At 65.4% G+C, this 21,667-nt stretch carries 18 protein-coding genes; 8 read left to right on the top strand and 10 right to left on the bottom strand.

Features of this window, described 5'->3' with window-relative positions:
- Nucleotides 1–2 precede the first annotated feature (2 nt).
- Nucleotides 3–1,370 carry an acetyl-CoA C-acetyltransferase gene (locus ACZY1F_RS08610; RefSeq protein WP_463941331.1) on the bottom strand — a complete coding sequence of 456 codons (1,368 nt, stop codon included), beginning with the start codon at nt 1,368–1,370 and terminating at the stop codon, nt 3–5.
- Between ACZY1F_RS08610 and ACZY1F_RS08605 the strand changes: the two genes are divergently transcribed.
- Together ACZY1F_RS08605 and ACZY1F_RS08600 are read left to right on the top strand one after the other, a co-directional pair.
- Nucleotides 1,369–2,124: a TetR/AcrR family transcriptional regulator gene (locus tag ACZY1F_RS08605; protein ID WP_463941330.1), complete on the top strand. Its 756-nt coding sequence runs from the start codon at nt 1,369–1,371 to the stop codon at nt 2,122–2,124. The two genes, ACZY1F_RS08610 and ACZY1F_RS08605, sit on opposite strands and share 2 nt — an antisense overlap.
- 53 nt (nt 2,125–2,177) lie before the next feature.
- Nucleotides 2,178–4,292, top strand: a complete 2,115-nt coding sequence (locus ACZY1F_RS08600; protein ID WP_463941329.1) for an acyl-CoA dehydrogenase family protein — start codon at nt 2,178–2,180, stop codon at nt 4,290–4,292.
- Nucleotides 4,293–4,388: 96 nt separating this feature from the next.
- Here ACZY1F_RS08600 and glgA read toward each other — a convergent pair whose 3' ends face one another.
- On the bottom strand, nt 4,389–5,597 hold the full coding sequence (gene glgA, locus ACZY1F_RS08595; RefSeq protein ID WP_463941328.1) for a glycogen synthase: 1,209 nt from the start codon (nt 5,595–5,597) through the stop codon (nt 4,389–4,391).
- Between the two features lie 101 nt (nt 5,598–5,698).
- On the opposite strand from glgA, the gene glgC reads away from it, so the two are divergent.
- From glgC to ACZY1F_RS08580, 3 genes are all read left to right on the top strand, one after another.
- Complete coding sequence (gene glgC / locus ACZY1F_RS08590; RefSeq protein WP_463941327.1) at nt 5,699–7,108, top strand: glucose-1-phosphate adenylyltransferase; 1,410 nt, start codon at nt 5,699–5,701, stop codon at nt 7,106–7,108.
- An 82-nt stretch (nt 7,109–7,190) separates the two neighbouring features.
- Nucleotides 7,191–8,642 (top strand): SDR family NAD(P)-dependent oxidoreductase, encoded by a 1,452-nt coding sequence (locus tag ACZY1F_RS08585; protein WP_463941326.1) that lies wholly within the window; start codon nt 7,191–7,193, stop codon nt 8,640–8,642.
- 45 nt (nt 8,643–8,687) lie between these two features.
- Nucleotides 8,688–9,200 carry a pyridoxamine 5'-phosphate oxidase family protein gene (locus tag ACZY1F_RS08580; RefSeq protein WP_463941325.1) on the top strand — a complete coding sequence of 171 codons (513 nt, stop codon included), beginning with the start codon at nt 8,688–8,690 and terminating at the stop codon, nt 9,198–9,200.
- Nucleotides 9,201–9,235: 35 nt separating this feature from the next.
- Here ACZY1F_RS08580 and ACZY1F_RS08575 read toward each other — a convergent pair whose 3' ends face one another.
- From ACZY1F_RS08575 to ACZY1F_RS08565, 3 genes are all read right to left on the bottom strand, one after another.
- Nucleotides 9,236–10,087: a transglutaminase family protein gene (locus ACZY1F_RS08575; protein WP_463941324.1), complete on the bottom strand. Its 852-nt coding sequence runs from the start codon at nt 10,085–10,087 to the stop codon at nt 9,236–9,238.
- Nucleotides 10,084–11,010 carry an alpha-E domain-containing protein gene (locus tag ACZY1F_RS08570; protein WP_056339904.1) on the bottom strand — a complete coding sequence of 309 codons (927 nt, stop codon included), beginning with the start codon at nt 11,008–11,010 and terminating at the stop codon, nt 10,084–10,086. Before ACZY1F_RS08570 ends, ACZY1F_RS08575 begins: the two co-directional genes overlap by 4 nt.
- A 75-nt stretch (nt 11,011–11,085) precedes the next feature.
- Nucleotides 11,086–12,642 carry a circularly permuted type 2 ATP-grasp protein gene (locus tag ACZY1F_RS08565; RefSeq protein WP_463941323.1) on the bottom strand — a complete coding sequence of 519 codons (1,557 nt, stop codon included), beginning with the start codon at nt 12,640–12,642 and terminating at the stop codon, nt 11,086–11,088.
- Nucleotides 12,643–12,845: 203 nt separating this feature from the next.
- Here ACZY1F_RS08565 and ACZY1F_RS08560 point away from each other — a divergent pair, with 203 nt between their 5' ends.
- Nucleotides 12,846–13,835 (top strand): YeiH family protein, encoded by a 990-nt coding sequence (locus ACZY1F_RS08560; RefSeq protein WP_463941566.1) that lies wholly within the window; start codon nt 12,846–12,848, stop codon nt 13,833–13,835.
- Nucleotides 13,836–13,888: 53 nt separating this feature from the next.
- Entirely contained in the window at nt 13,889–16,510 is a 2,622-nt protein-coding gene (gene pepN / locus ACZY1F_RS08555) for an aminopeptidase N (RefSeq protein WP_463941322.1), read from the top strand.
- A gap of 11 nt (nt 16,511–16,521) precedes the next feature.
- On the opposite strand, the gene lplAB is transcribed toward pepN, so the two are convergent.
- From lplAB to ACZY1F_RS08530, 5 genes are all read right to left on the bottom strand, one after another.
- On the bottom strand, nt 16,522–17,613 hold the full coding sequence (lplAB, locus tag ACZY1F_RS08550; protein WP_463941321.1) for a lipoate-protein ligase LplAB: 1,092 nt from the start codon (nt 17,611–17,613) through the stop codon (nt 16,522–16,524).
- A 115-nt stretch (nt 17,614–17,728) separates the two neighbouring features.
- Nucleotides 17,729–17,986, bottom strand: coding sequence for a type B 50S ribosomal protein L31 (locus tag ACZY1F_RS08545; RefSeq protein ID WP_463914288.1), 258 nt, complete (start codon nt 17,984–17,986; stop codon nt 17,729–17,731).
- A gap of 122 nt (nt 17,987–18,108) precedes the next feature.
- Nucleotides 18,109–18,933, bottom strand: coding sequence for a TrmH family RNA methyltransferase (locus ACZY1F_RS08540; protein WP_463941320.1), 825 nt, complete (start codon nt 18,931–18,933; stop codon nt 18,109–18,111).
- 7 nt (nt 18,934–18,940) lie between these two features.
- A complete protein-coding gene (locus ACZY1F_RS08535; RefSeq protein WP_463941319.1) occupies nt 18,941–19,726 on the bottom strand; it encodes a sulfite exporter TauE/SafE family protein in 786 nt (261 codons plus the stop codon).
- Nucleotides 19,727–19,744: 18 nt separating this feature from the next.
- Nucleotides 19,745–20,530 carry an ABC transporter ATP-binding protein gene (locus ACZY1F_RS08530; RefSeq protein WP_463941318.1) on the bottom strand — a complete coding sequence of 262 codons (786 nt, stop codon included), beginning with the start codon at nt 20,528–20,530 and terminating at the stop codon, nt 19,745–19,747.
- Between the two features lie 171 nt (nt 20,531–20,701).
- On the opposite strand from ACZY1F_RS08530, the gene serB reads away from it, so the two are divergent.
- Nucleotides 20,702–21,595: a phosphoserine phosphatase SerB gene (gene serB, locus ACZY1F_RS08525; protein WP_463941317.1), complete on the top strand. Its 894-nt coding sequence runs from the start codon at nt 20,702–20,704 to the stop codon at nt 21,593–21,595.
- The last annotated feature ends 72 nt before the right edge of the window (nt 21,596–21,667 follow it).

Here is a 21,667-nt window from a genome sequence, read left to right as displayed (position 1 = left end):
CCCTAGAGTGCTTCGAGAATTGCGACGACGCCCTGGCCGCCGGCGGCACAGATGGAAATAAGTCCGCGCGCAGGCCTTCCGTCGGCCGTTCCTTTGGCCTCCAGCATCTTGGCCAGCGAGGCCACGATGCGTCCGCCGGTGGCTGCGAACGGGTGGCCCGCGGCCAGTGAGGAGCCGTTGACGTTCAGCTTGGTGCGGTCGATGCTGCCGAAGGCACCCTCGAGTCCCAGCCGGGTGCGGCCGAACTCCTCATCTTCCCAGGCGGCCAGTGTACTCAGGACGGTCCCCGCAAACGCTTCATGGATCTCAAAGAAGTCGAAGTCATCCAGCGTCAGTTCGTTGCGGGCCAGCAGCCTCGGGACAGCGAACGCGGGGGCCATGAGCAGGCCGTCCTTGCCGTGGACGAAGTCCACCGCAGCAGCCTCTCCGTCAACCACGGCGGCGAGCTTCGGCAAGTCGTGGGCATCGGCCCAGTCTTCGGATGCGAGCAGGACCGTGGATGCCCCGTCGGTCAGCGGCGTGGAGTTTCCCGCCGTCATGGTGGCTTCGGCACCCAGGCTCTTCCCGAAGACAGGCTTGAGCGTAGCCAGCTTTTCCAGCGTGGTGTCCGCCCTCAGGTTGGAGTCTTTGGCAAGGCCGCGGTAAGGGGTAAGGAGGTCATCGAAGAAGCCGCGGTCATACGCGGCGGAAAGGTTGCGGTGGCTGTTGAAAGCCAACTCATCCTGCGCCTCGCGCGAAATGTTCCACTGCGCCGTGGTCAGCGCCTGGTGCTCACCCATGGACAGGCCGGTGCGCGGCTCCCCCGTACTCGGAGCGTCGGGGGCCAGGTCCTTGGGCCGCAGCCGGCTGAGCACCTGCAGGCGCTGGGGCAGGGTCTTGGCGCGGTTGAGGTCCAGGAGCACCTCGCGAAGGCCTTCACTGACAGCAATGGGCGCATCCGACGCCGAGTCCACACCGCCGGCGATCGCAGAATCGATCTGGCCCAGCTTGATCTTGTTGGCCAGTCCCAAAACCGTTTCCAGGCCGGTAGCACACGCCTGCTGCAGATCGTAGGCCGGGGTTTCCGCCGACAACGCCGAGCCCAGGACCGCCTCGCGGGTGAGGTTGAAGTCCCTGGAGTGCTTGAGCACGGCACCCGCCGCAACCTCGCCAATCCGCTCATCCTGGAGGCCAAACCTGGCAATAAGACCGTCCAGTGCAGCGGTGAGCATGTCCTGGTTGGACGACTTCGTGTAGGCCCCGCCGGACCTTGCAAACGGGATCCGGTTTCCACCCACAATCACGGCCCGGCGGACTGGGCGCGCCATGCCGGACGGCGTGGGGTTGGTGAATTCCTGGGGTCCTGTGCCGGACTGTCCATTGACGGACATGAGTGACTCCTCTGATCTGCGACGGTTACCGATACCCAGCGTACCTGATACGCTGAGTATCGTGAACAACCTCAACTCAGAAGCCCCGACGCCGGCTGCCGGCGGAAATGCCGACGGCCGCTCGGCCCGCTGGCAGACACACCGGGAGGAACGACGCCGGGAGCTCATCAAGTCCGCACGGCGGGCAGTCCACGCACTGGGCAGCGACGCCTCCATGGAGGAGATTGCAGCAGCCGCCGGAACATCGAAGTCAGTTTTCTACCGCTATTTCGGCGATAAAGCCGGCCTCCAGCACGCTGTTGGGGAAGTTGTCCTAAGCCAGATGCAGCGTAAGATCCGCGAAGCGGCCCAGGGCGCCCAGACCCCTCGGGAGGGGCTGCTGGCCATGATCGCGGCCTATCTCCAGATGGCGGAAACCAGCCCCAACGTCTACAGCTTCGTGACACGCTATGCGCCGGTGGACTCGGACGGCCCGCAGGGATCGGCGGCCATCTCAGGAGCCTTTGGCCACTTCTTCGATTCCATCGCGGAGATGATCGCCGCACCGATGCGGACCCACCTCGGCGATGGCAAGGAGGCCGTGATTGGCTACTGGCCCACGGCGGCCATCGGCCTGGTCCGGAATGCCGGCGAACAATGGCTCAGCACACCGGATTCGGCGGCGAAGCCGGACCAGGGAGCCATGGCCCGCCAGATCACGGCCTGGTTGTGCGTGGGAATCGCCCCCGAGCTTAACCCTGCCAGCGCGACATGATTCCGCCCCTAGAACCTCACACCCTCCTGTCAGAACCAACGAAGGACATTGACATGACCGAAGTAGCGGACCGCACCACCGGCCCGGACACCGCCGCCAGCCCCACCTCCGGCTACGGAACGGCAGCGCAGCCCGCCGTCGACGTTGCCGCCCTCGGCGAGCAGCTCCTGGGCAAATGGGCGGAATCCCGACGTCAATCGCGCGCACTGGCCAGCGACCCTGCGCTGCACAAGATCGAAGGACTGACGCACACCGAACACCGGACACGGGCCTTTGGCCAGTTGAAGTACCTTGTTGACCACAACGCCGTGCAGAGGGCCTTCCCGGCAGCACTGGGCGGTGCCGATGATCACGGCGGCAATGTGGCCAGGTTCGAGGAACTGGTCACCGCCGACCCGTCCCTGCAGATCAAGGCCGGTGTCCAGTGGGGGCTCTTTGGCTCGGCTGTGATGCACCTGGGCACACAGGAGCACCACAACAAATGGCTGCCGGGCATCATGAACCTTGAGATCCCCGGCTGCTTCGCCATGACGGAAACCGGCCACGGTTCCGATGTGGCGAGCATCGCCACTACGGCGACGTACAACGCCGAAACGCAGGAATTTGAGGTCCACACACCGTTCCGTGCCGCTTGGAAGGACTACATCGGCAACGCAGCCATTGACGGCCTCGCAGCTGTTGTGTTCGCCCAACTGGTGACCAAGGGCGTTAATCATGGTGTGCACGCCTTCTATGTTGACCTCAGGGACCCCGAAACAAAGGATTTCCTCCCTGGAATCGGCGGCGAGGACGACGGCGTCAAGGGTGGCCTTAACGGGATTGATAACGGCCGGCTGCATTTCGACAACGTCCGCATCCCCCGCACGAACCTCCTGAACCGCTACGGCGATGTGGCATCCGACGGGACGTACACGTCGTCCATTGCGAGCCCCGGCCGCCGCTTTTTCACCATGCTGGGAACCCTCGTCCAAGGCCGTGTGTCCCTGGACGGCGCCGCTGTTGCGGCGTCGAAGGTCGCCCTGACGGCAGCCATCCGCTACGGAACTGAACGCCGCCAGTTCAACGCGTCGTCACACACTGACGAAGAGGTCCTGTTGGACTACCAGCGCCATCAGCGGCGCCTGTTCACCCGGCTGGCCACCACGTATGCCGCGGGTTTCGCGCACGAGCAGCTCCTCCAGAAGTTCGACGACGTTTTCTCCGGAGCCCACGACACCGATGAGGACCGGCAGGACCTGGAGACCCTCGCCGCGGCCCTGAAGCCGCTGAGCACCTGGCACGCCCTGGACACGCTGCAGGAATGCCGTGAGGCGTGCGGCGGGGCCGGCTTCCTGATCGAAAACCGTTTCGCTTCCCTCCGCGCGGACCTAGACGTCTATGTCACGTTTGAGGGCGACAACACTGTCCTGCTCCAGCTTGTGGCCAAGCGGCTCCTGGCCGACTATGCCAAGGAGTTCAGGAATGTCGATTTTGGTGTGCTGGCGCGCTACGTGGTGGCCCAGGCAACGGGCGTCGCGATCCATCGCACCGGCCTGCGGCAGGTGGCGCAGTTTGTCGCCGATACCGGATCGGTCCAGAAGGCTGCCATTGCCCTAAGGGACGAGGAAGGCCAGCGTGCCCTCCTGACGGACCGCGTCCAGACCATGGTGGCCGACGTTGGGGCGGCCCTGAAGGGCGCCAACAAACTGCCCGTCGAAAAGGGGGCGGCGCTTTTCAACCAGCACCAGAACGAGCTGATCGATGCTGCCCAGGCGCACGCCGAGCTCCTGCAGTGGGAGGCGTTCACAGAGGCGCTGGAGGATGTCACGGACCCCGGCACCAAGCGGGTCCTGACCTGGCTGCGCGACCTGTTCGGCCTGTCGCTGATCGAAAAGAACCTGTCCTGGTACCTCATGAACGGCCGGCTCTCCATGCAGCGGGCACGCACTGTGGGTGACTACATCAACCGGCTCCTGGTCAAGATCAGGCCGCACGCCCTGGACCTTGTGGACGCCTTCGGGTACGGCGACGAGCACGTGCGCGCCGCCATTGCCACCGGTGCCGAGAAGACCCGGCAGGACGAGGCCCGCGCGTACATCAGGGCGCAGCGGGCCAGCGGCAACGCCCCCGTCGACGAAAAGGTGGTGCTGGCGCGCACCTCCGCCGCCGGCCGCACCCAGCGGAACTGACCGCTTCGCGTTCCACTGGCGGGTAACGCACGACGGCGCCGCTCCCCTCGGTGGGGAGCGGCGCCGTCGTGCGCTGTTTGGTCAGTAGTGCTGTTGTTAGTGCTGTCCGCCGGGAAGCACTGAGCGGTAGACCTCAAGGGTGGTCTCCGTGATCGATTCCCAGGAGAAGTGCTCCTCCGCGCGGCGGCGGCCGGCCTGGCCCATGGCACGTGCCCGGTCGGGATCGGACACCACTTCCGTGAGTGCGGCGGCAAATTCCGTCACGAACTTCTCCGGATCCAGCGGTGTGCCGGTGCCGTCGGTGACCTGCTCAAGATCGACCAAGAGGCCCGTCTCGCCGTGCTGGACCACCTCGGGAATGCCACCCGTAGCGCTGGCCACAACGGCGGCACCGCAGGCCATCGCCTCGAGGTTGACGATGCCCAGCGGTTCATAGATGGACGGGCAAGCGAACGCTGTGGCGTGGCTGAGGACCTGGATGAGTTCGTTCCGCGGCAGCATCCGTTCAATCAGGACAACGCCGGTGCGCTGGCTCTGCAGCTCCTCGATCAGGCGTGCAGTGTCTGCTGCGAGCTCGGGAGTATCCGCCGCCCCGAGGCACAGCACGAGCTGCACATCGGCCGGAAGCTTCGCTGCGGCACGCAGCAGGTACGGCACGCCCTTCTGGCGCGTGTTGCGTCCGACAAACACCACGCTCGGTTTGTCCGGGTCAATGCCCAGGGCGCGGACGGCGTCCTGGTTTTCATCACGCTGCCACAGTTCGACGTCGATGCCGTTGTGGACCACCCTGACTTTGGCGGGGTCAACGTTGGGGTAGCTGCGCAAGATGTCCTGGCGCATGCCTTCCGAAACGGCGATGATCGCCGCTGCGGCCTCGTAGGCGGTTTTTTCCACCCAGGAGGACAACGCGTAGCCGCCGCCAAGTTGCTCGGCTTTCCACGGCCTCAACGGCTCCAGGCTGTGGGCGCTCAAGACGTGGGGGATGCCGTGGAGCAGGGACGCCAGGTGGCCGGCCATGTTCGCATACCAGGTGTGCGAATGAACCAGATCGGCCCCTGCGACGTCCGGCACGATGCGCAGGTCCACGCCGAGGGTCTGGACGGCGGCGTTGGCCGAGCCCAGGTCTTCGGGAACGGAATAGGAGGTCACCCCGGCACCGTGGTAATCGGCGTCGCGGGGCGCCCCGAAGGCACGAACCTGCAGGTCAACGTGCTTACTAAGCACCCTGCTCAATTCGGCCACGTGGACTCCGGCGCCTCCGTAGATCTCGGGCGGGAACTCTTTAGTCACAATGTCTATTCGCACGTTACCCAAGGTAGTCGTTCCGCACTATCTGTTCTAGTGTGAAGTAGTCCGGGCATGCCGGACTGTTTGGGGAGTTACGAAGGCGTACAGGAGCGACCACCATGCCGTTGAACAAAAGAGTCCTGGCCATTGTCCTCGCGGGCGGCGAGGGAAACCGGCTGATGCCATTGACGGCAGACCGAGCGAAACCTGCTGTGCCCTTTGCGGGCAGTTATCGGCTGATCGACTTTGCGCTGTCCAACCTGGTGAATTCACGCTACTTGCAGATTGTGGTGCTGACCCAGTACAAATCCCACAGCCTGGACCGCCATATTTCCGAGACCTGGCGGATGTCTACGCAGTTGGGCAACTATGTGGCGTCCGTGCCGGCGCAGCAGCGCGTCGGCAAGAGTTGGTTCCTCGGCAGCGCCAACGCCATTTACCAGTCCCTGAACCTGATCCATGACGCCAACCCCGACATCGTCGTTGTGGTGGGTGCGGACCACGTGTACCGCATGGACTTCGCCCAGATGGTGGAGCAGCATGTGCTCAGCGGAGCCAAGGCCACTGTGGCCGCCGTGCGCCAGCCGCTGAGCATGGCCAACCAGTTCGGTGTGATCGAGGTGGACCAGGAGGACCCGCGGAAGATCGCCGCATTTGTGGAAAAGCCCGCCACAACTCCCGGCCTGGCCGCTGATCCCACCCAGTTCCTGGCGTCCATGGGCAACTACGTCTTTGACGCCGACGCGTTGGTGGATGCCCTCCACGTCGACGCCGAACGGCTCGACACCAAGCACGACATGGGCGGGGACATCATCCCCTACTTCGTCAGCCAGGGTGAGGCCGGAGTTTACGACTTCACCCTCAACGACATCCCCGGCTCCACAGAACGAGACCGGACCTACTGGCGCGACGTCGGCACCATCGACTCGTTCTATGACGCCCACATTGACCTCATCTCCCCGTTGCCGGTGTTCAACCTCTACAACTCTGAATGGCCCATCTACACGCGCCAGAGCATCTCCCCGCCGGCCAAGTTCGTCCGCGGGGAAGGCGATACCGTGGGCACGGCCCTGGACTCCATAGTGTCCAACGGCGTGGTGGTCTCCGGCGGTGTGGTGGAGGGCTCTGTCCTGTCCAACGACGTCTTTGTAGGGAACGGCAGCAGGGTCATCGACTCGGTCCTGATGGACAAGGTGAACATCGGCGAAGGCGCGGTGGTCAACCGCGCGATTTTGGACAAAAACGTGAAGGTCCCGGCCGGCGCCGCGATCGGCCTGGACCATGACCTGGACCGCGCCCGCGGGTTCAAGGTGACCGAATCCGGTATCACCGTGCTCGCCAAGGGTCAGCAGGTGCCCGAGCCCGGTGCCGAAGAACGGGCGCTTGCCGCCAGGAACCTCCACCAGGTACCGGATGCCGTCAAGGCAGCCACGGCCAACTACCCCGAAATCCGCGAATCAGTGGAACAGGCTGCTGCCGTCCACGCCCAATCGGCCTCGCAGGCCGCATCCGGCGGCCGCCAGGGCTAAGCAAGTAGTGGCAGGCCTGGCCGAACTGCGGACCCCGCGGCACGGTCAGGCCAGATCTTCGCCAGGCTGTAAAATCGGTACAATGAGCTCCCCCGATCTGACGCCTGAGGAAATCCAGGCCTGCCTCAAGGTTTTGAACACCATCCACGTCTATGACGAGGAACATCCCGACTATGTCTCGGTGCGCCGTGCCACCGGGAAGATGTTCAAGGCCGTGAAGCGTCACCGCCGCGTGACCAAACGGGATCTGATCTCCGAAGCCGACCGGGCCGTCATCGCCCAGACCGCAACGGCAGCACCGGACCGGATCGACGACGAGACCCGCGGCAACAAGCTGGAGACGTCGGCGACGGGCAAGGTGGCGGGGCACCTGATCCGTTCCCGGCCCTGCTATATCTGCAAGACGCACTACACGCAGGTTGACGCTTTTTATCATCAGCTCTGCCCTGAATGCGCCGCCTTCAGCCACAGCAAGCGGGATGCACACACGGATCTGACCGGCCGGCGTGCGTTGCTCACCGGCGGGCGCGCCAAAATCGGCATGTACATCGCGCTGCGCCTGCTCCGGGACGGCGCCCATACCACCATCACCACGCGGTTCCCCAAAGACGCGGCGCGCCGATTCGCGGCCATGGAAGACAGCGGCGACTGGCTGCACCGGCTCCGGATTGTGGGCATCGACCTGCGCGACCCCTCACAGGTGATGGCCCTGACGGATTCGCTCAATGCAGCGGGCCCCCTGGATATCATCATCAACAATGCCGCCCAGACCGTGCGCCGGTCCGGCAACGCTTACAAGCCTCTTGTGGACGCCGAGGACGAGCCGTTGCCCGCCGCGCTGGAGCCCGCGAACGGCGGCCCGGAACTGGTGACGTTCGGCCACGCCCACGACAAACACCCCCTCGCCCTGGCGAGCAGTGTAACCGATCACCCGGTGCTCGCCGGCGACGCCATCACTTCGCTGGCGCTCTCCACCGGCTCGGCCTCGCTGGAGCGGATCGCTGCAGGTACAGCGATCGACGCCGGCGGGCTCGTCCCGGACCTGGCCGGCATCAACAGCTGGACGCAGGTGGTGGACGAGGTTGACCCCCTGGAAATGCTGGAAGTGCAGCTCTGCAACGTCACGGCCCCGTTCCTGCTGGTCAGCAGGCTCCGGGACGCCATGAAGCGCTCCACGGCGCACCGGAAGTACATTGTCAACGTCTCCGCCATGGAAGGCCAGTTCTCCCGCGCCTACAAGGGCCCGGGGCATCCGCACACCAACATGGCCAAGGCGGCCCTGAACATGATGACCCGGACCAGCGCCCAGGAAATGCTGGACGCCGACGGGATCCTGATGACGGCCGTGGACACCGGCTGGATCACCGACGAACGCCCGCACTTCACCAAGGTCCGGCTCATGGAAGAGGGCTTCCACGCGCCCTTGGACCTGGTGGACGGCGCCGCCCGCGTCTACGATCCGATCGTGATGGGCGAAAACGGCGAGGACCAGTACGGGGTCTTCCTCAAGGACTACAAGCCCAGCCCCTGGTAGGACGGCCGCTGTCCTCTCCGGCGCGTTGGGCGTAGGCTCGGCGGCATGAGCAGCGAAGCAACACCCAGCGACCCAACGTCCGGCCAGTCCAATTCCAGCGAGTCCACGGCCCAGGTCCAAAACCTCGAACACCACGAATGTTGGGCATTGTTGCGGACGGTTTCCGTAGGCAGGCTGGCCGTCCTGGTGGACGGCCAGCCTGATATCTTCCCCATCAACTACACGGTGGATGGCGGAACGTTGGTCTTCCGCACCGGCGCAGGAACGAAGCTGGCCGCCGCCTCGGGAGGTGCCGCTGTGGCGTTGGAGGCCGATGGCGTGGATGCCGTCAGCGGCCTGGCCTGGAGCGTGGTGGTCAAGGGCCCGGCGAAGGCCATCACGGGAACCGAGGGCATCCTGGACTCCGAAGCCCTGTATCTTTTCCCCTGGCAGGCCGGTAAGAAGGACACGTTTGTCCGGGTGAGCCCGGACACTGTGACCGGGCGCCGGTTCAAGGTCACCGCGCCCATGACCTGGTGGACCCAGCTCAGCGGAGCAGCCACGGCAGCTCCGGAGTAGCGCAGGACAAATACACGCCCAGGTGAAGTCCCCGCCTAAGCCAGGCGGGTGATTTCCACGCTCACGCTGAGCGCCGAGCCTCCGCCGCCGGACAGGATGCCCTTCAGCGGCGGCACGTCCCGGTAGTCACGGCCCCTGGCCACGGTGACGTGGTAGTCCCCTGCCGGCTTGTGGTTGGTGGGATCCCAGCTGCGCCACTCGCCGTCCCAGAACTCCAGCCAAGCATGTGACTGGCCGGCGACCGTCTCGCCGATGGCCGCCGTCGACCTCGGGTGCAGGTAACCGGAAACGTACCGGGCGGGAATCCCGCAACTGCGCAGCGCGCCGACGGCGAGGTGCGCGAGGTCCTGGCAGACGCCCTGGCGCTGTCCCCAAGCTTCCTCGGCGTTGGTGGTGACCGCTGTGGAACCGGACATGTATGTCATCTCGCCGCGCATCCATTCGAAGACGGCCATGGCGGCCTCGTACGGGTTCTTGCCCTCCACGACACCTGGAATGATGCCCAGTACCTCGTCACCGGGACCGCTCAGCTGGGATTGCGGCAGCCAGTCACTGAACGCATTCAACGATTCGTTCGAGGCCAGGACGTCCCAGCCGGCGATGTCAGCGTCGGCGGGGATTTTTTCGGCCCGGTGCACTTCGACAGTGATATTGGAAACGACCTCAAGGTGGTCGTGCGGCATCTGCATGTCGAAGGCGGTGACCCGCGTGCCCCAGTAGTCCCGGTAGTTGCTCACGGCCGCCTGCGTCGGCGAGACCTTGAGCACGGATTCAAGGACCACCTGCTGGGGGTCGGTCAGCGGTGTCATGCGGGCCTCGTTGTAAGAGAGCGTGACCCGCTTGTTGTACTTGTAGGCCGTGGTGTGGATGATGCTGAGCCGGGTCATGAAACTTCTCCCACCCAGGCCAGTTCGTCTGCCTGATTGAAGTATTTACGGGAAATGGCGTCCGAGGCCTGCGAGACGGCCTTCTGCACGCGTTCCATGTGCTCGGGCAGTTCGGACATCAGATCGTCCGTCCGGTGGAACTCGAGGAACGTGCGGGCCTGGCCCACGATCCTGCGGGCGTCGTTGATGAAGCCCACGCGCTGTGCCGAAGGGTCCAGCTTTGCGAGGCACTCATCAGCGTCGCGCAGGGCGTAGACGATGGACCGCGGGAACAGCCGGTCAAGCAGGAGGAACTCGGCGGCGTGCTGGTCCCCGAACGCGGCCCGCCGCGTCCGCAGGAACGACTCATAGGCCCCCGCGCACCGCAGCATGTTGACCCAGGACATGCCCGCAGAGAGGACATCCCGGGTGGAGAGCATCCGCGCGGTCATGTCGGCTCGCTCCAGGGACCGGCCCAACACCAGGAACAGCCAGCTTTCGTCATGGCTCACGGTGGTGTCGGCCAGGCCGCTGACCATGGCCGTCCGTTCCAGCGTCCAGTTGCAGAAGCGGTATGTCCCTACCACGTCCTTGCGGTGCTGGCTCAGCCCGTAGTAGGTGGTGTTGAGGCTTTCCCACAGGCCCGAGGACACGGTCTCGCGGGCACGGCGGGCGTTCTCACGCGCGGCTCCCAGCGACCCGGCGATGGACGTCGCGCTGGTTTTGTCGTACGCCAGGGCGTGGAGGAGTTCGGGCAGGCCGAAGTCTTCGCTCTGCGGCCGGGCGCCCATCACTGCAAGCAGTTCCTGGGCCACCCTGCGGCGTTCGTCCATGGGGAGGTGGTTCAGGCGTTCCAGGTGCACGTCCAGGATGCGGGCGGTGCCGTCGGCCCGCTCCACATAGCGTCCGATCCAAAATAGGGACTCAGCAATACGGCTAAGCATTCGCGGTGACCTCCTGCGCGTCCGAAATATGTGGGGATGAACCCGTGAACAATTGTGCCGGTTCGATGGCCCGGCTCACTGCTGCTGCTCCGACTGGCGGTCGCGCCAGTTGCTCTCCACTGGCCAGACGGATACCCGCTCGCGGATGGAAATGGTGGGCCGGGGAACAGTTTCCACCGGCACCTGGGGTGAGTCTGCCAGTACCCAGGTGTCCTTGGAGCCGCCGCCCTGGCTGGAGTTCACAATGAGGGAGCCTTCCTTGAGCGCCACTCTGGTGAGGCCGCCGGGGAGTACCCAGACGTCGTCGCCGTCGTTGACGGCAAAGGGGCGCAGGTCCACGTGCCGGGGTCCGAATTTGTCCCCGCCGAGGGTGGGAACCGTGGAAAGCTGGAGGACCGGCTGGGCGATCCAGCCGCGCGGGTCAGCGACGACCCGCTTGCGCAAGGCCTCGAGTTCGTCATTGGAGGCGTCCGGCCCGATGACCAGGCCTTTGCCGCCAGAGCCGTCCACGGGCTTCACCACAAGCTCAGCGAGGTTGTCCAGGACATACTCCCGGGATTCCTTCTCCTCCAGCCGGAACGTGTCCACGTTCGCGATGACGGGTTCCTCGCTCAGGTAGTAGCGGATGAGGTCCGGAACGTAGCTGTAGACAAGTTTGTCGTCGGCCACGCCGTTTCCCACGGCGTTGGCAATGGTCACGCCGCCGGCCCTGGCAGCGTTGACCAGTCCCGGGCAGCCGAGCATGGAATCCGAGCGGAACTGCAGGGGGTCCAGGAATTCGTCGTCGATGCGTTTGTAGATCACGTCCACGCGCTGCTCACCTGCCGTGGTGCGCATGTAGACCCGGTTGCCGCGGCAGATGAGGTCGCGGCCTTCGACGAGTTCCACGCCCATCAGTCCGGCCAACAGAGTGTGTTCAAAGTAGGCGCTGTTAAAGACACCCGGGGTCAGCACCACCACTGTGGGATCGTCGACGCCGGCGGGCGCCGTTTTCCGCAAGGCGGACAGCAGCCGGCGGGGGTACTCTTCTACGGGCCGGATGAGCTGCTGCCCGAATGCCTCAGGCAGGCCCTTGGCCATGGCCCGGCGGTTTTCCAGGACGTAGCTGACGCCGGACGGCACCCGCACATTGTCTTCCAGGACGCGGAAGGTGCCGGCGGCGTCGCGCACCACATCGATGCCGGAGATATGAACGCGGACGCCGCCGGCCGGTTCGAAGCCTTGCACCTGGCGGTGGAAGTGGGCGCTTGTGGTGACGAGCTGGCGCGGGATGACGCCGTCGGCCACCACGTTCATTTTGTCGTAGACATCGTTGAGGAAGGCTTCCAGCGCCCGGACGCGCTGCGCCACGCCCTTTTCCAGCACCGTCCACTCATCGGCGGGGATAACGCGGGGGACGATGTCGAGCGGGAAGGGCCGCTCCTCCCCCGCGAAGTCAAAAGTCACACCGCGGTCCAGGAAGGTCCGTGCCATGGAGTCCGCCCGGGCGCTGACGTCAGCGAGGGAGAGCTTGCTAAGGGCATCGGCCACCTGGCCGTACGACTCGCGTGCTTCCTGGCCGGGGGCGAACATCTCGTCGTAGGCACCGGTACGTTCGGCGGCCTCGGAGTAATCCTGAAATAGGTCTGACATGTCCTTTAGCCAACCATCTTTTTGTTTCGAATTCATTACTGCCATCCATTGTGGCGTGTTGCCGGGGCAATGCCGGTTCGTTGGATCCGAGTCCTATCCGGCAAGGTTAGTGAGTGCCAGAGACAAGTAATCCCGGGAGCTTCGGAGACACCGGGAACAGCGACCGTCGTAGCGGACTGCGTGCCCGCCTCCGTGGTGTGGGCATGCGCTCACGCAGGCTCCTGCCAGGCCTCCTGACGGCTATCCCTGCCCTGGCGGTTGCCTTCGCCGCTCATGCCGTGGTTCCGGCGCTGCCGGCCATGACCAGTGCCGTTGCGCTGGGCCTGCTCGCCGCAAACCTGCCCGGCACGGCGGTGTGGATCGCTGGCCGGGCGCGCCCGGGCCTGGACTTCGCGGGCAAGCACCTGATGCGCGGTGGCATCGTCCTCCTGGGCCTCAAAGTGAGCATCATGGACATCCTGGGCCTGGGCTGGCTGGCCATGGTCCTCATCACTGGCGTAGTGCTCCTGAGTTTCGGCGGCACGTACCTGCTGGTGCGGCTGTTCCGTCTTCCGCGTGAAACCGCGCTGCTGGTAGCCACCGGCTTTTCGATCTGCGGGGCGTCCGCCATCGGAGCCATGGCGGCCGTGCGCCGGATCCGGCATGCGGAAACCGTCCTGCCGGTGGCGCTGGTGACACTGTGCGGCACCCTGGCGATCGGCATCTTGCCGCTGCTGATGCATCCCCTGCACCTGAGTCCCCTTGCTTTCGGCGCCTGGACGGGTGCGTCGGTGCACGACGTTGGCCAGGTGGTGGCCACGGCGCAGACTGCCGGCACCGCGGCACTGGGCATCGCCGTCGTCGTGAAGCTCACCCGCGTGCTGCTCCTGGCACCGGTGGTCGCCGTGGCGGGTCTGCACCACCGCATGAGCTCATCGGGCCAACACGCGCTGCCGCCGCTGGTGCCCCTGTTCGTGGTGGGGTTTGTGGCCCTGGTGGGGCTCCGGTCCACAGGCTGGCTCTCCGCCGGCTGGCTCGACGCCGGTGCCGGGCTGCAGGACATTCTCCTGGGGGCGGCCCTGTTCGGGCTTGGGTCCGCCGTGCGGATCCGCACGCTGCTGCACACCGGAGCGAAGGCACTGCTCGCAGCGCTGGCGGCATGGCTGCTGATCGCGGTGCTGGGCCTGGCAGCGGCCCTGCTGGTGACCGCCTAGGCCGGCGGCCGGATGGTGAGCCGCGGCCCCGGAACCCGTGATTAGATAGCTGAGTGTCACATGAGAATCTGAAGCGCAATGAAGCCGCCCAACGGTCAGCCCTGATCAGCACCCACAGTTACGACGTCTCCCTGGATGTGCGGCAGGCAGCGGATCCGGACGTGGCGGGCTACACGAGCCGCAGCGTTATCAACTTCTCCGCAGCTGTGCCCGGCCAGGGGCAGGTGGCGGGCACGTTCCTGGATTTCATCGCCGGTGAAGTCCACAGCGTGTTCCTCAACGGCAAAGGACTCCCCGTAGCCGATGTAGTGGAGGGTTCCCGGATCCGCCTGGACAACCTGCAGGCGGAGAACCAGGTCACCGTCACTGGCACCGCCTTGTACAGCCGGTCCGGCGAGGGCATGCACCGCTTTGTGGATCCCGCCGACGGCCTCTGCTACCTCTACACGCAGTACGAACCCGCCGACGCCCGGCGGGTGTTCGCCAACTTTGAACAGCCCGACCTCAAGGCCGAGTACACGTTCCACGTCATGGCACCGTCCGGCTGGGAGGTGGCCTCCAACGGTGTGGAAGCGGCCCGCACGCAGCTGACCAGCGATCCGGACACCAGCCGCTGGGACTTCGCCACCACACGCCCCATGTCCACCTACATCACCACAATCCTTGCCGGGCCCTACTTCAAAGCACAGGACCACTGGAGCGCCACACTCGACGACGGCACCTCGCTGGAGGTGCCCCTGGCGCTGTACTGCCGTGCTTCCATGGCGGAATCCTTCGATGCCGCGGAACTGTTCAGCCTGACCAAAAACGGGCTGGACTTCTTCAACCGGCTGTTCGACTACCCGTACCCCTGGGGGAAATACGATCAGGCCTTCGTCCCCGAATACAACCTGGGCGCGATGGAAAACCCGGGGCTGGTCACTTTCACCGAAAGCTATGTGTTCACGTCCCGCGCCACCGACGCGCAGTACCAGGCACGGGCCAACACGCTGATGCACGAAATGGCGCACATGTGGTTCGGCGACCTCGTCACTATGCAGTGGTGGGACGACCTGTGGCTGAAGGAGTCCTTCGCGGACTACATGGGCACCCTCGGCGTGGACCGTGCCACCGACTGGGATACAGCGTGGGTGAACTTCGCCAACAAACGCAAGGCCTGGGCCTACGTCCAGGACCAGCTGCCCACCAGCCACCCGATCGTGGCTGACATCCCCGACCTCGAGGCTGCCAAACAGAACTTCGACGGCATCACCTATGCCAAGGGCGCGTCCGTGCTTAAGCAGCTGGTGGCGTATGTGGGCTTTGACGCGTTCATCGCCGGCTCACAGCAGTACTTCCGCGACCACGCCTACGGGAACACCACCCTGGCCGACCTCCTGAAGGCCCTCAGCGCTGCTTCCGGCCGGGATCTTGCCGGCTGGGCTGCCGCCTGGCTGCAGACCTCCGGCATCTCCACGCTGTCCGTGGAGACCGGGACGCACGACGGCGAACTAGGCGCCGTGACGATCGTCCAGGAGAGCCAAGACCCCGTCACCGGACGGGAGGAACTGCGGCCGCACAGGCTGCGCGTGGGCTCGTACAACTTCGACGCCGACGGCTCCCTGGTCCGCACCGGGAGCGTCGAAACGGACGTTGCCGGAGCGCGGACGGAGGTCCCGGACCTCGCCGGGCAGCCGCGACCCGCCCTCCTGCTCGTCAACGATGATGACCTCACCTACGCCAAAGTGCGGCTGGACCCGGTATCCGAGGCGACAGTCCTGACGTCGCTGGACCGGATCACCGACCCCATGGCCCGCGCCCTCTGCTGGACCGCACTGTGGAACTCCGCCCGCGACGGGGACAGCCCGGCCTCCCGTTATGTGGAGGCCGTGACGTCGTTCGGACCGTCCGAAACGGGAGTCGGTGTGCTGCTGAACATCCTCGAGAACGCCTCCACCGCCGTCGAACGCTACACCCCCTTGGAACATCGCGACGCTGTGCGTGGCTCCTTCCTGGCGGCAGCCGACGCCCAGCTGGCTAAGGCAGCGCCGGGCTCGGACCACCAGCTGGCCTGGGCGCGGACGCTCGCCGCCGTCAGCCGTCACGACGCCGCCCTCCTCCCCCGGCTCAGGGGCCTAATTGACGGCACTGTGGTGATGGACGGCCTGGCCGTGGACGCAGAGCTGCGCTGGAGCCTCTGGCACGCCCTGGCGGCCAACGGGCAGGCCACCCCCGACGAGCTGGACGCAGAACTCGAACGGGACACCACCGCCTCGGGCCGGGCGGGCCACGCCACCGCGCTGGCCGCCCGTCCGGAGCCTGAAGTGAAGGCCGCCGCCTGGCAGGATGCCGTGGAGGGGACGGAGCTGTCGAACCAGCTTCTCAGCGCCACCATAGTCGGCTTTGCGACGTCTCCGGCTGCGCTCCTGGACCCCTATGTGGAGCCTTACTTTGAGTGCCTCCGCGGTGTTTGGGACCAGCGGAGCATCGAAATCGCCAGCAGGATCGTCCGGGGGCTGTACCCCATGGCGCAGAGTCTGCCGGCGGGGACCCTGCCAGTGGACCACGCCGTGGTGCTCCGCACGGACGCCTGGCTGACGGCCAACACCGACGCGCCCCGGGCGCTGCGCCGGATCATTGTGGAACAGCGGAGCCACCTGCTCCGGGCGCTCACCGCCCAGCTGCAGTCGGTCTAGCCGGAAAAGGCTTACGGGACCCGGTGCAGCCAATCCTGGGCGCCGAACTTGGTGGCCACCCGGTCCCGGGCGGTACTGAGCTCGGCGGCGGTGAGTTCGGACGGGGTGGCGGCGTACCGTTCACTGAACACTTCCATCATGGCCGCGATGATCTCCGTGCGGGCCAGTCCGGTCTGCCGGCGCAGCGGATCAACACGTTTCTTCGCGCTGCGCGTCCCCTTGTCCGAGAGCTTCTCCTTGCCGATGCGCAGCACCTCCACCATCTTGTCGGCGTCGATGTCGTAGCTCATGGTGACGTGGTGCAGCATGCCGCCGTTGGCGAGGCGCTTCTGGGCAGCACCGCCGATTTTGCCCTGGTCCGTGGCGATGTCGTTCAGGGGTACGTAGAACGCTGTCACCCCGATTTTTTCGAGCGCGGCCATCACCCAGGCGTCCAGGAACGCGTAGGAGTCCGCGAAACTGATCCCGTCCACCAGCGTCTGCGGCAAGTACAGGGAGTAGGTGATGCAGTTGCCGGCTTCCATGAACATCGCTCCGCCGCCGCTGATCCGGCGGACCACACTGATGCCATGCCGGGCAACGCCGTCCGGATCCAGCTCGTTCCTGAAGGACTGGAAACTGCCGATCACCACGGACGGTTCCTCCCAGTCCCAGAACCGCAGGGTGGGGTTGCGACGGCCGGCGCCCACCTCTTCGGTCAGCACCTCATCAAGAGCGACATTGATATTCGTCGGCAGGACTGTGGGGGCGATGATGTTCCAGCGGTGGTCTGTCCAGGCCGTTGCCTTCGCCAGGGCGCGGCGGACGGTGACGGCCACGGCGTCCGCCGAAAAGCCGAACAGGACTGCGCCGGGAGGCAGCGAAGCGGTGACTGCCGCGGACAGCTCCGCCGCCGTCGTGCTTTCCGGAAGTCCTGTCAGCGCCCTGTTGATGGCGGGCAGCGCCTCATCAGGTTCGAGGAAAAAGTCGCCGCTGAGGGAGACATCGGCGAGGAGACTGTCCACAACGTCGAAGTCCACCACCACCAGTTTGCCGCCGGGGACTTTGTACTCACCGTGGTGGCTGCGAGGGCGGTCTTCAGGGACAAATGGTGTGGCAGTCATGCCATCCATCCTGCCCCACGATCAGGGCTTCCCGGAACGACAAAAAGCCCAGACGCAAAAAGCCCGCACCGTTGCCGGTGCGGGCTTTCCAAAGAACCTTGGGGGGTGAAGTGAATTACTTCGAGCCGCCGAAGCCCTTGAAGCGAGCGTTGAAGCGCTCGACGCGGCCTGCAGAGTCCATGATGCGCTGCTTGCCCGTGTAGAACGGGTGGGACTCGGAGGAGATTTCGACGTCGATAACCGGGTAGGTGTTTCCGTCTTCCCACTCGATGGTCTTCTTGGAAGACACGGTGGACTTGGTCAGGAAACTGACGCCGGAAGCCAGGTCGTTGAAAACAACAGCTTCGTACTTCGGGTGGATATCAGACTTCATAATGGGGCCTTTGTTCGCACAACTGGATTTTGCCAGCTGCCAGGTATGAATGGGATGGCTGGTGTCTGCTTCACTGCCGCAGGGCAGAAAGCGCAGGACAGCCAGCTGTTAATAATAGCTGATCAACGCGGACCCTGCGAACCACGGGGCCGGAGTTCCCAGAACGCCACGGCGGAGGCCGCCGCCACGTTGAGGGAGTCCACGCCGGTGCGCATAGGGATTTTCACGGCGAGATCGACGGCGGCAAGCGTCTCGGCGCTCATGCCGGCACCTTCGGTGCCGAGCACCAAGGCCAGCCGGTCCGGATTGCGTGCGGCGAGTCCGTCCACATCCACGGCGTCCTTGGTGAGTTCGAGCGCGGCCACCGTGAAGCCGGCTTCCTTGAGCAGCGACAGGTCCTGTGGCCAGGATTCCAGCCGCGCCCACGGCACCTGGAAAACCGTTCCCATGCTGACGCGGACGCTGCGGCGGTAGAGCGGATCGCCGCAGCGCGGCGAAATCAGGACGGCGTCGATCTCCAGTGCCGCGGCCGACCGGAAGATGGCGCCCACGTTGGTGTGGTCCACAATGTCCTCCAGGACTGCGACCCGGCGCGCGCCGGCCAGCAGCTCGCGGAGGGGCACCGGTTCCGGCCGCTGCATGGCTGCCATGGCGCCGCGGTGGAGGTGGAATCCGGTGATCTCTTCGAGCAGGGCGGCGCTGCCGATAAAGGCGGGAACGTCCGGGTAGGCACTGAGGACATCCTGCAGGTCAGCCAGCCATTTCTCCGCCAGGAAGAACGACCTTGGCTGGTGGCCTGCCGCCAACGCCCGGCGGAGGACCCGCGAGGATTCGGCGATGTACATTCCTTCAGCCGGTTCGCGGAGCTTCCGCAGGTGCACGTCCGTCAGCTGCGTGTAGTCGGAGACGCGGGGGTCCCCGGCGGATTCGAGATAGTGGATTGTCACCGGCTGATTATTTCAGCAGGTTGGCGATCATAAAGCCCAGCGCCATCAGGCCGAGCGCAAAGATGATGGTCCGCAGCACGGCCGGGGACAGCCGCCGCCCCACTTTGGAGCCCAGGAGGCCTCCGATCGTGGAGCTCACGGCGATCAGGAGCACCACCAGCCAGTTGATCCGGTCAAAAGCGAAGAGCAGGTATGACACCGCGGCCACGAGGTTCACGCCGAGGACCAGGATGTTCTTCATGGCGTTGGCGTTCTGGATGGTACCGGTGAGGAATACGCCCAGGATGCCCACCAGGAGGATGCCCTGGGCGGCCACGAAGTAACCCCCGTAGACGCCGGCCAGGTACACCAGCACAATCAGGAGGATGCCGTGCCTTTTGTCCCGCACCGCATGCTCGGGGTTCTCCTCGCGATTGCGGACCCAGGCCTGTAGCCGCGGTTGGAACACCACCATCAGCAGGGCAAGCACCAGGAGAACCGGGGCCACGTAGTGGAAGACCTTCTCCGGCAGGTGCAACAACAGCCAGGCCCCGGTGATGCCGCCCAGAAGCGAGGCCGGAAGGAGCTTCAGCAGCTGCAAGCCGCGGCCCTTGAGCTCGCGGCGGTACCCCCACGCCCCCGCTGCGGTACCCGCCACAAGACCCATTGCGTTGCTCATTGAAGCCACCACGGGCGTGACCCCGAGGGCGATCAGGACCGGGAACGTGACCAGGGTGCCGGAGCCTACAACGGCGTTGATGGTGCCCGCCCACAGGCCGGCAAAAAACACAAAGATGCTGCTGAGAAGATCCACGGTTGGCGGCGCCGCGGCCTAGCGGCGGGCGGTGGCGGTGTAGCGGCCAGCGTTGACGGTGACCTCGAGATCCAGGCCGAAGGTCTTGCTGAGGTGCTCTGCCGTCAGTACGCCCTCAAGGGGTCCGGCCGCCACCACGTTGGAGTCGCGGAGCAACATCGCATGGGTGAAGCCGGGCGGTACCTCTTCGAGGTGGTGGGTGACCAACACGATGGCCGGAGCTGCCTCGTCACGGGCCAGTTCGCTGAGGCGGTGCACCAGGTCCTCGCGCCCGCCCAGGTCCAGGCCGGCGGCGGGCTCGTCCAGCAGGAGGAGTTCCGGATCAGTCATCAGGGCGCGGGCAATCTGCACCCGTTTGCGCTCACCTTCGGACAGCGACGCGAACGCCCGGTTCAGGAACGGCCCCATGCCCCAGTCATTCAGCAGCCTGAAGGCCCGGCGTTCGTCAGCCTTCTCGTAGCCCTCACGCCACCGCCCCGTGACACCGTACGCCGCGGTGACAACAACGTTGAGGACCGTTTCGTGCCCGGGAATCTGGTTGGCCAGGGCGGCGGAGGACAGGCCGATGCGGGGACGGAGTTCAAACACGTCCACGTTGCCGAGGATTTCCTCCAGGATGCCGGCCATGCCGCTGGTGGGGTGAAGACGGGCTGCAGCAATTTGCAGGAGCGTGGTCTTGCCTGCGCCGTTGGGTCCGAGGATGACCCAGCGTTCGCCCTCCTTGACCTGCCAGTCCACCTTGTTCAGAAGCGTTTTAGCCCCACGGACAACGCTGACAGCGGCCAATTCAAGAACATCACTCATAGGAGTAGACACTAGGACAAAAAAGGGGCGGACTGATAACTGATACTTGGACAGCGACACGCGTCACACGCACGGTCACCGCCTCGCCCTGCAGGCTGGTCCGCGGGGGTTAGCCAACAACCTGGCGCAATCAATTCGGGGGGTTCTCCCCCGCTGGCTAAGATTGCAGCCATGACTTCGAACGTGACTGCGGTCAGCTATGGCCCAAAACTGACCGCCCCCGGGCTCGACACCGTGCGCGCCGCCCTGACGGGCAGTGGCGCCATGGTCCTATCCGAATCACGGGGCGGGGACAGCCGGTTTGAGGTCCACACCGCCGAGCTCGCCATCGCCGATGGCACGGACGCCGGTATTTCCGCCCTCCGCAGGGCAGTGGCCGAGGTGTCGCAGGATGGACTGGACACCGCCATCGTTCCCGCAGGATTGCGTGCTGCTCCGCGGATGCTGCTGATCATGGACGTTGATTCGACGCTGATCCAGCAGGAAGTCATTGAACTCCTGGCGGCCTATGCTGGCAAGCGGGAGGAAGTAGCGGCAGTCACCGAAGCCGCGATGCGCGGTGAACTGGACTTTGCGCAGAGCCTCCACGCACGGGTGGCCGTGCTCGCAGGACTGCCGGCCGCCGTCGTCGATTCCGTCCGGGCGGAAGTGAAGCTGAGCGAAGGTGCCGCTGAGCTGGTCGCGGCGTTCAAGGCAGCCGGACACGTGGTGGCCGTGGTGTCCGGTGGGTTCAACCAGATCCTGCGTCCCATCGCGGAGAATCTGGGCCTGGACTACTGGCTCGCCAACGAACTTGAAATTGTGGACGGCGCCCTGACCGGCAAGGTGCTCGGCGCCGTTATCGACCGTGCGGCGAAGGAAAAATACCTGCGCGAGTGGGCGGCCGCCGAAGGCATCGCGATGGAACACACCATTGCCGTGGGCGACGGCGCCAACGACCTGGATATGCTCGGGGCCGCAGGGATCGGTGTGGCGTTCAACGCCAAACCTGCGGTCCGGGCCGTCGCGGATTCCGCGATCAACATGCCGTACCTCGATGCGGTGCGCCACATCGCCGGGGTCTGAAGCTCCGCCAACTCCTGCTTCGCCTGGCCTAATCAGCCGGGTCGGATCAGCCGGGTCCGCTCAGCCGGGTCG

The sequence above is a fragment of the Pseudarthrobacter xylosi genome, from assembly GCF_055412765.1.
Note: the sequence above shows the minus strand (reverse complement) of the source record. Positions and strands in the feature narration are given on the sequence as shown.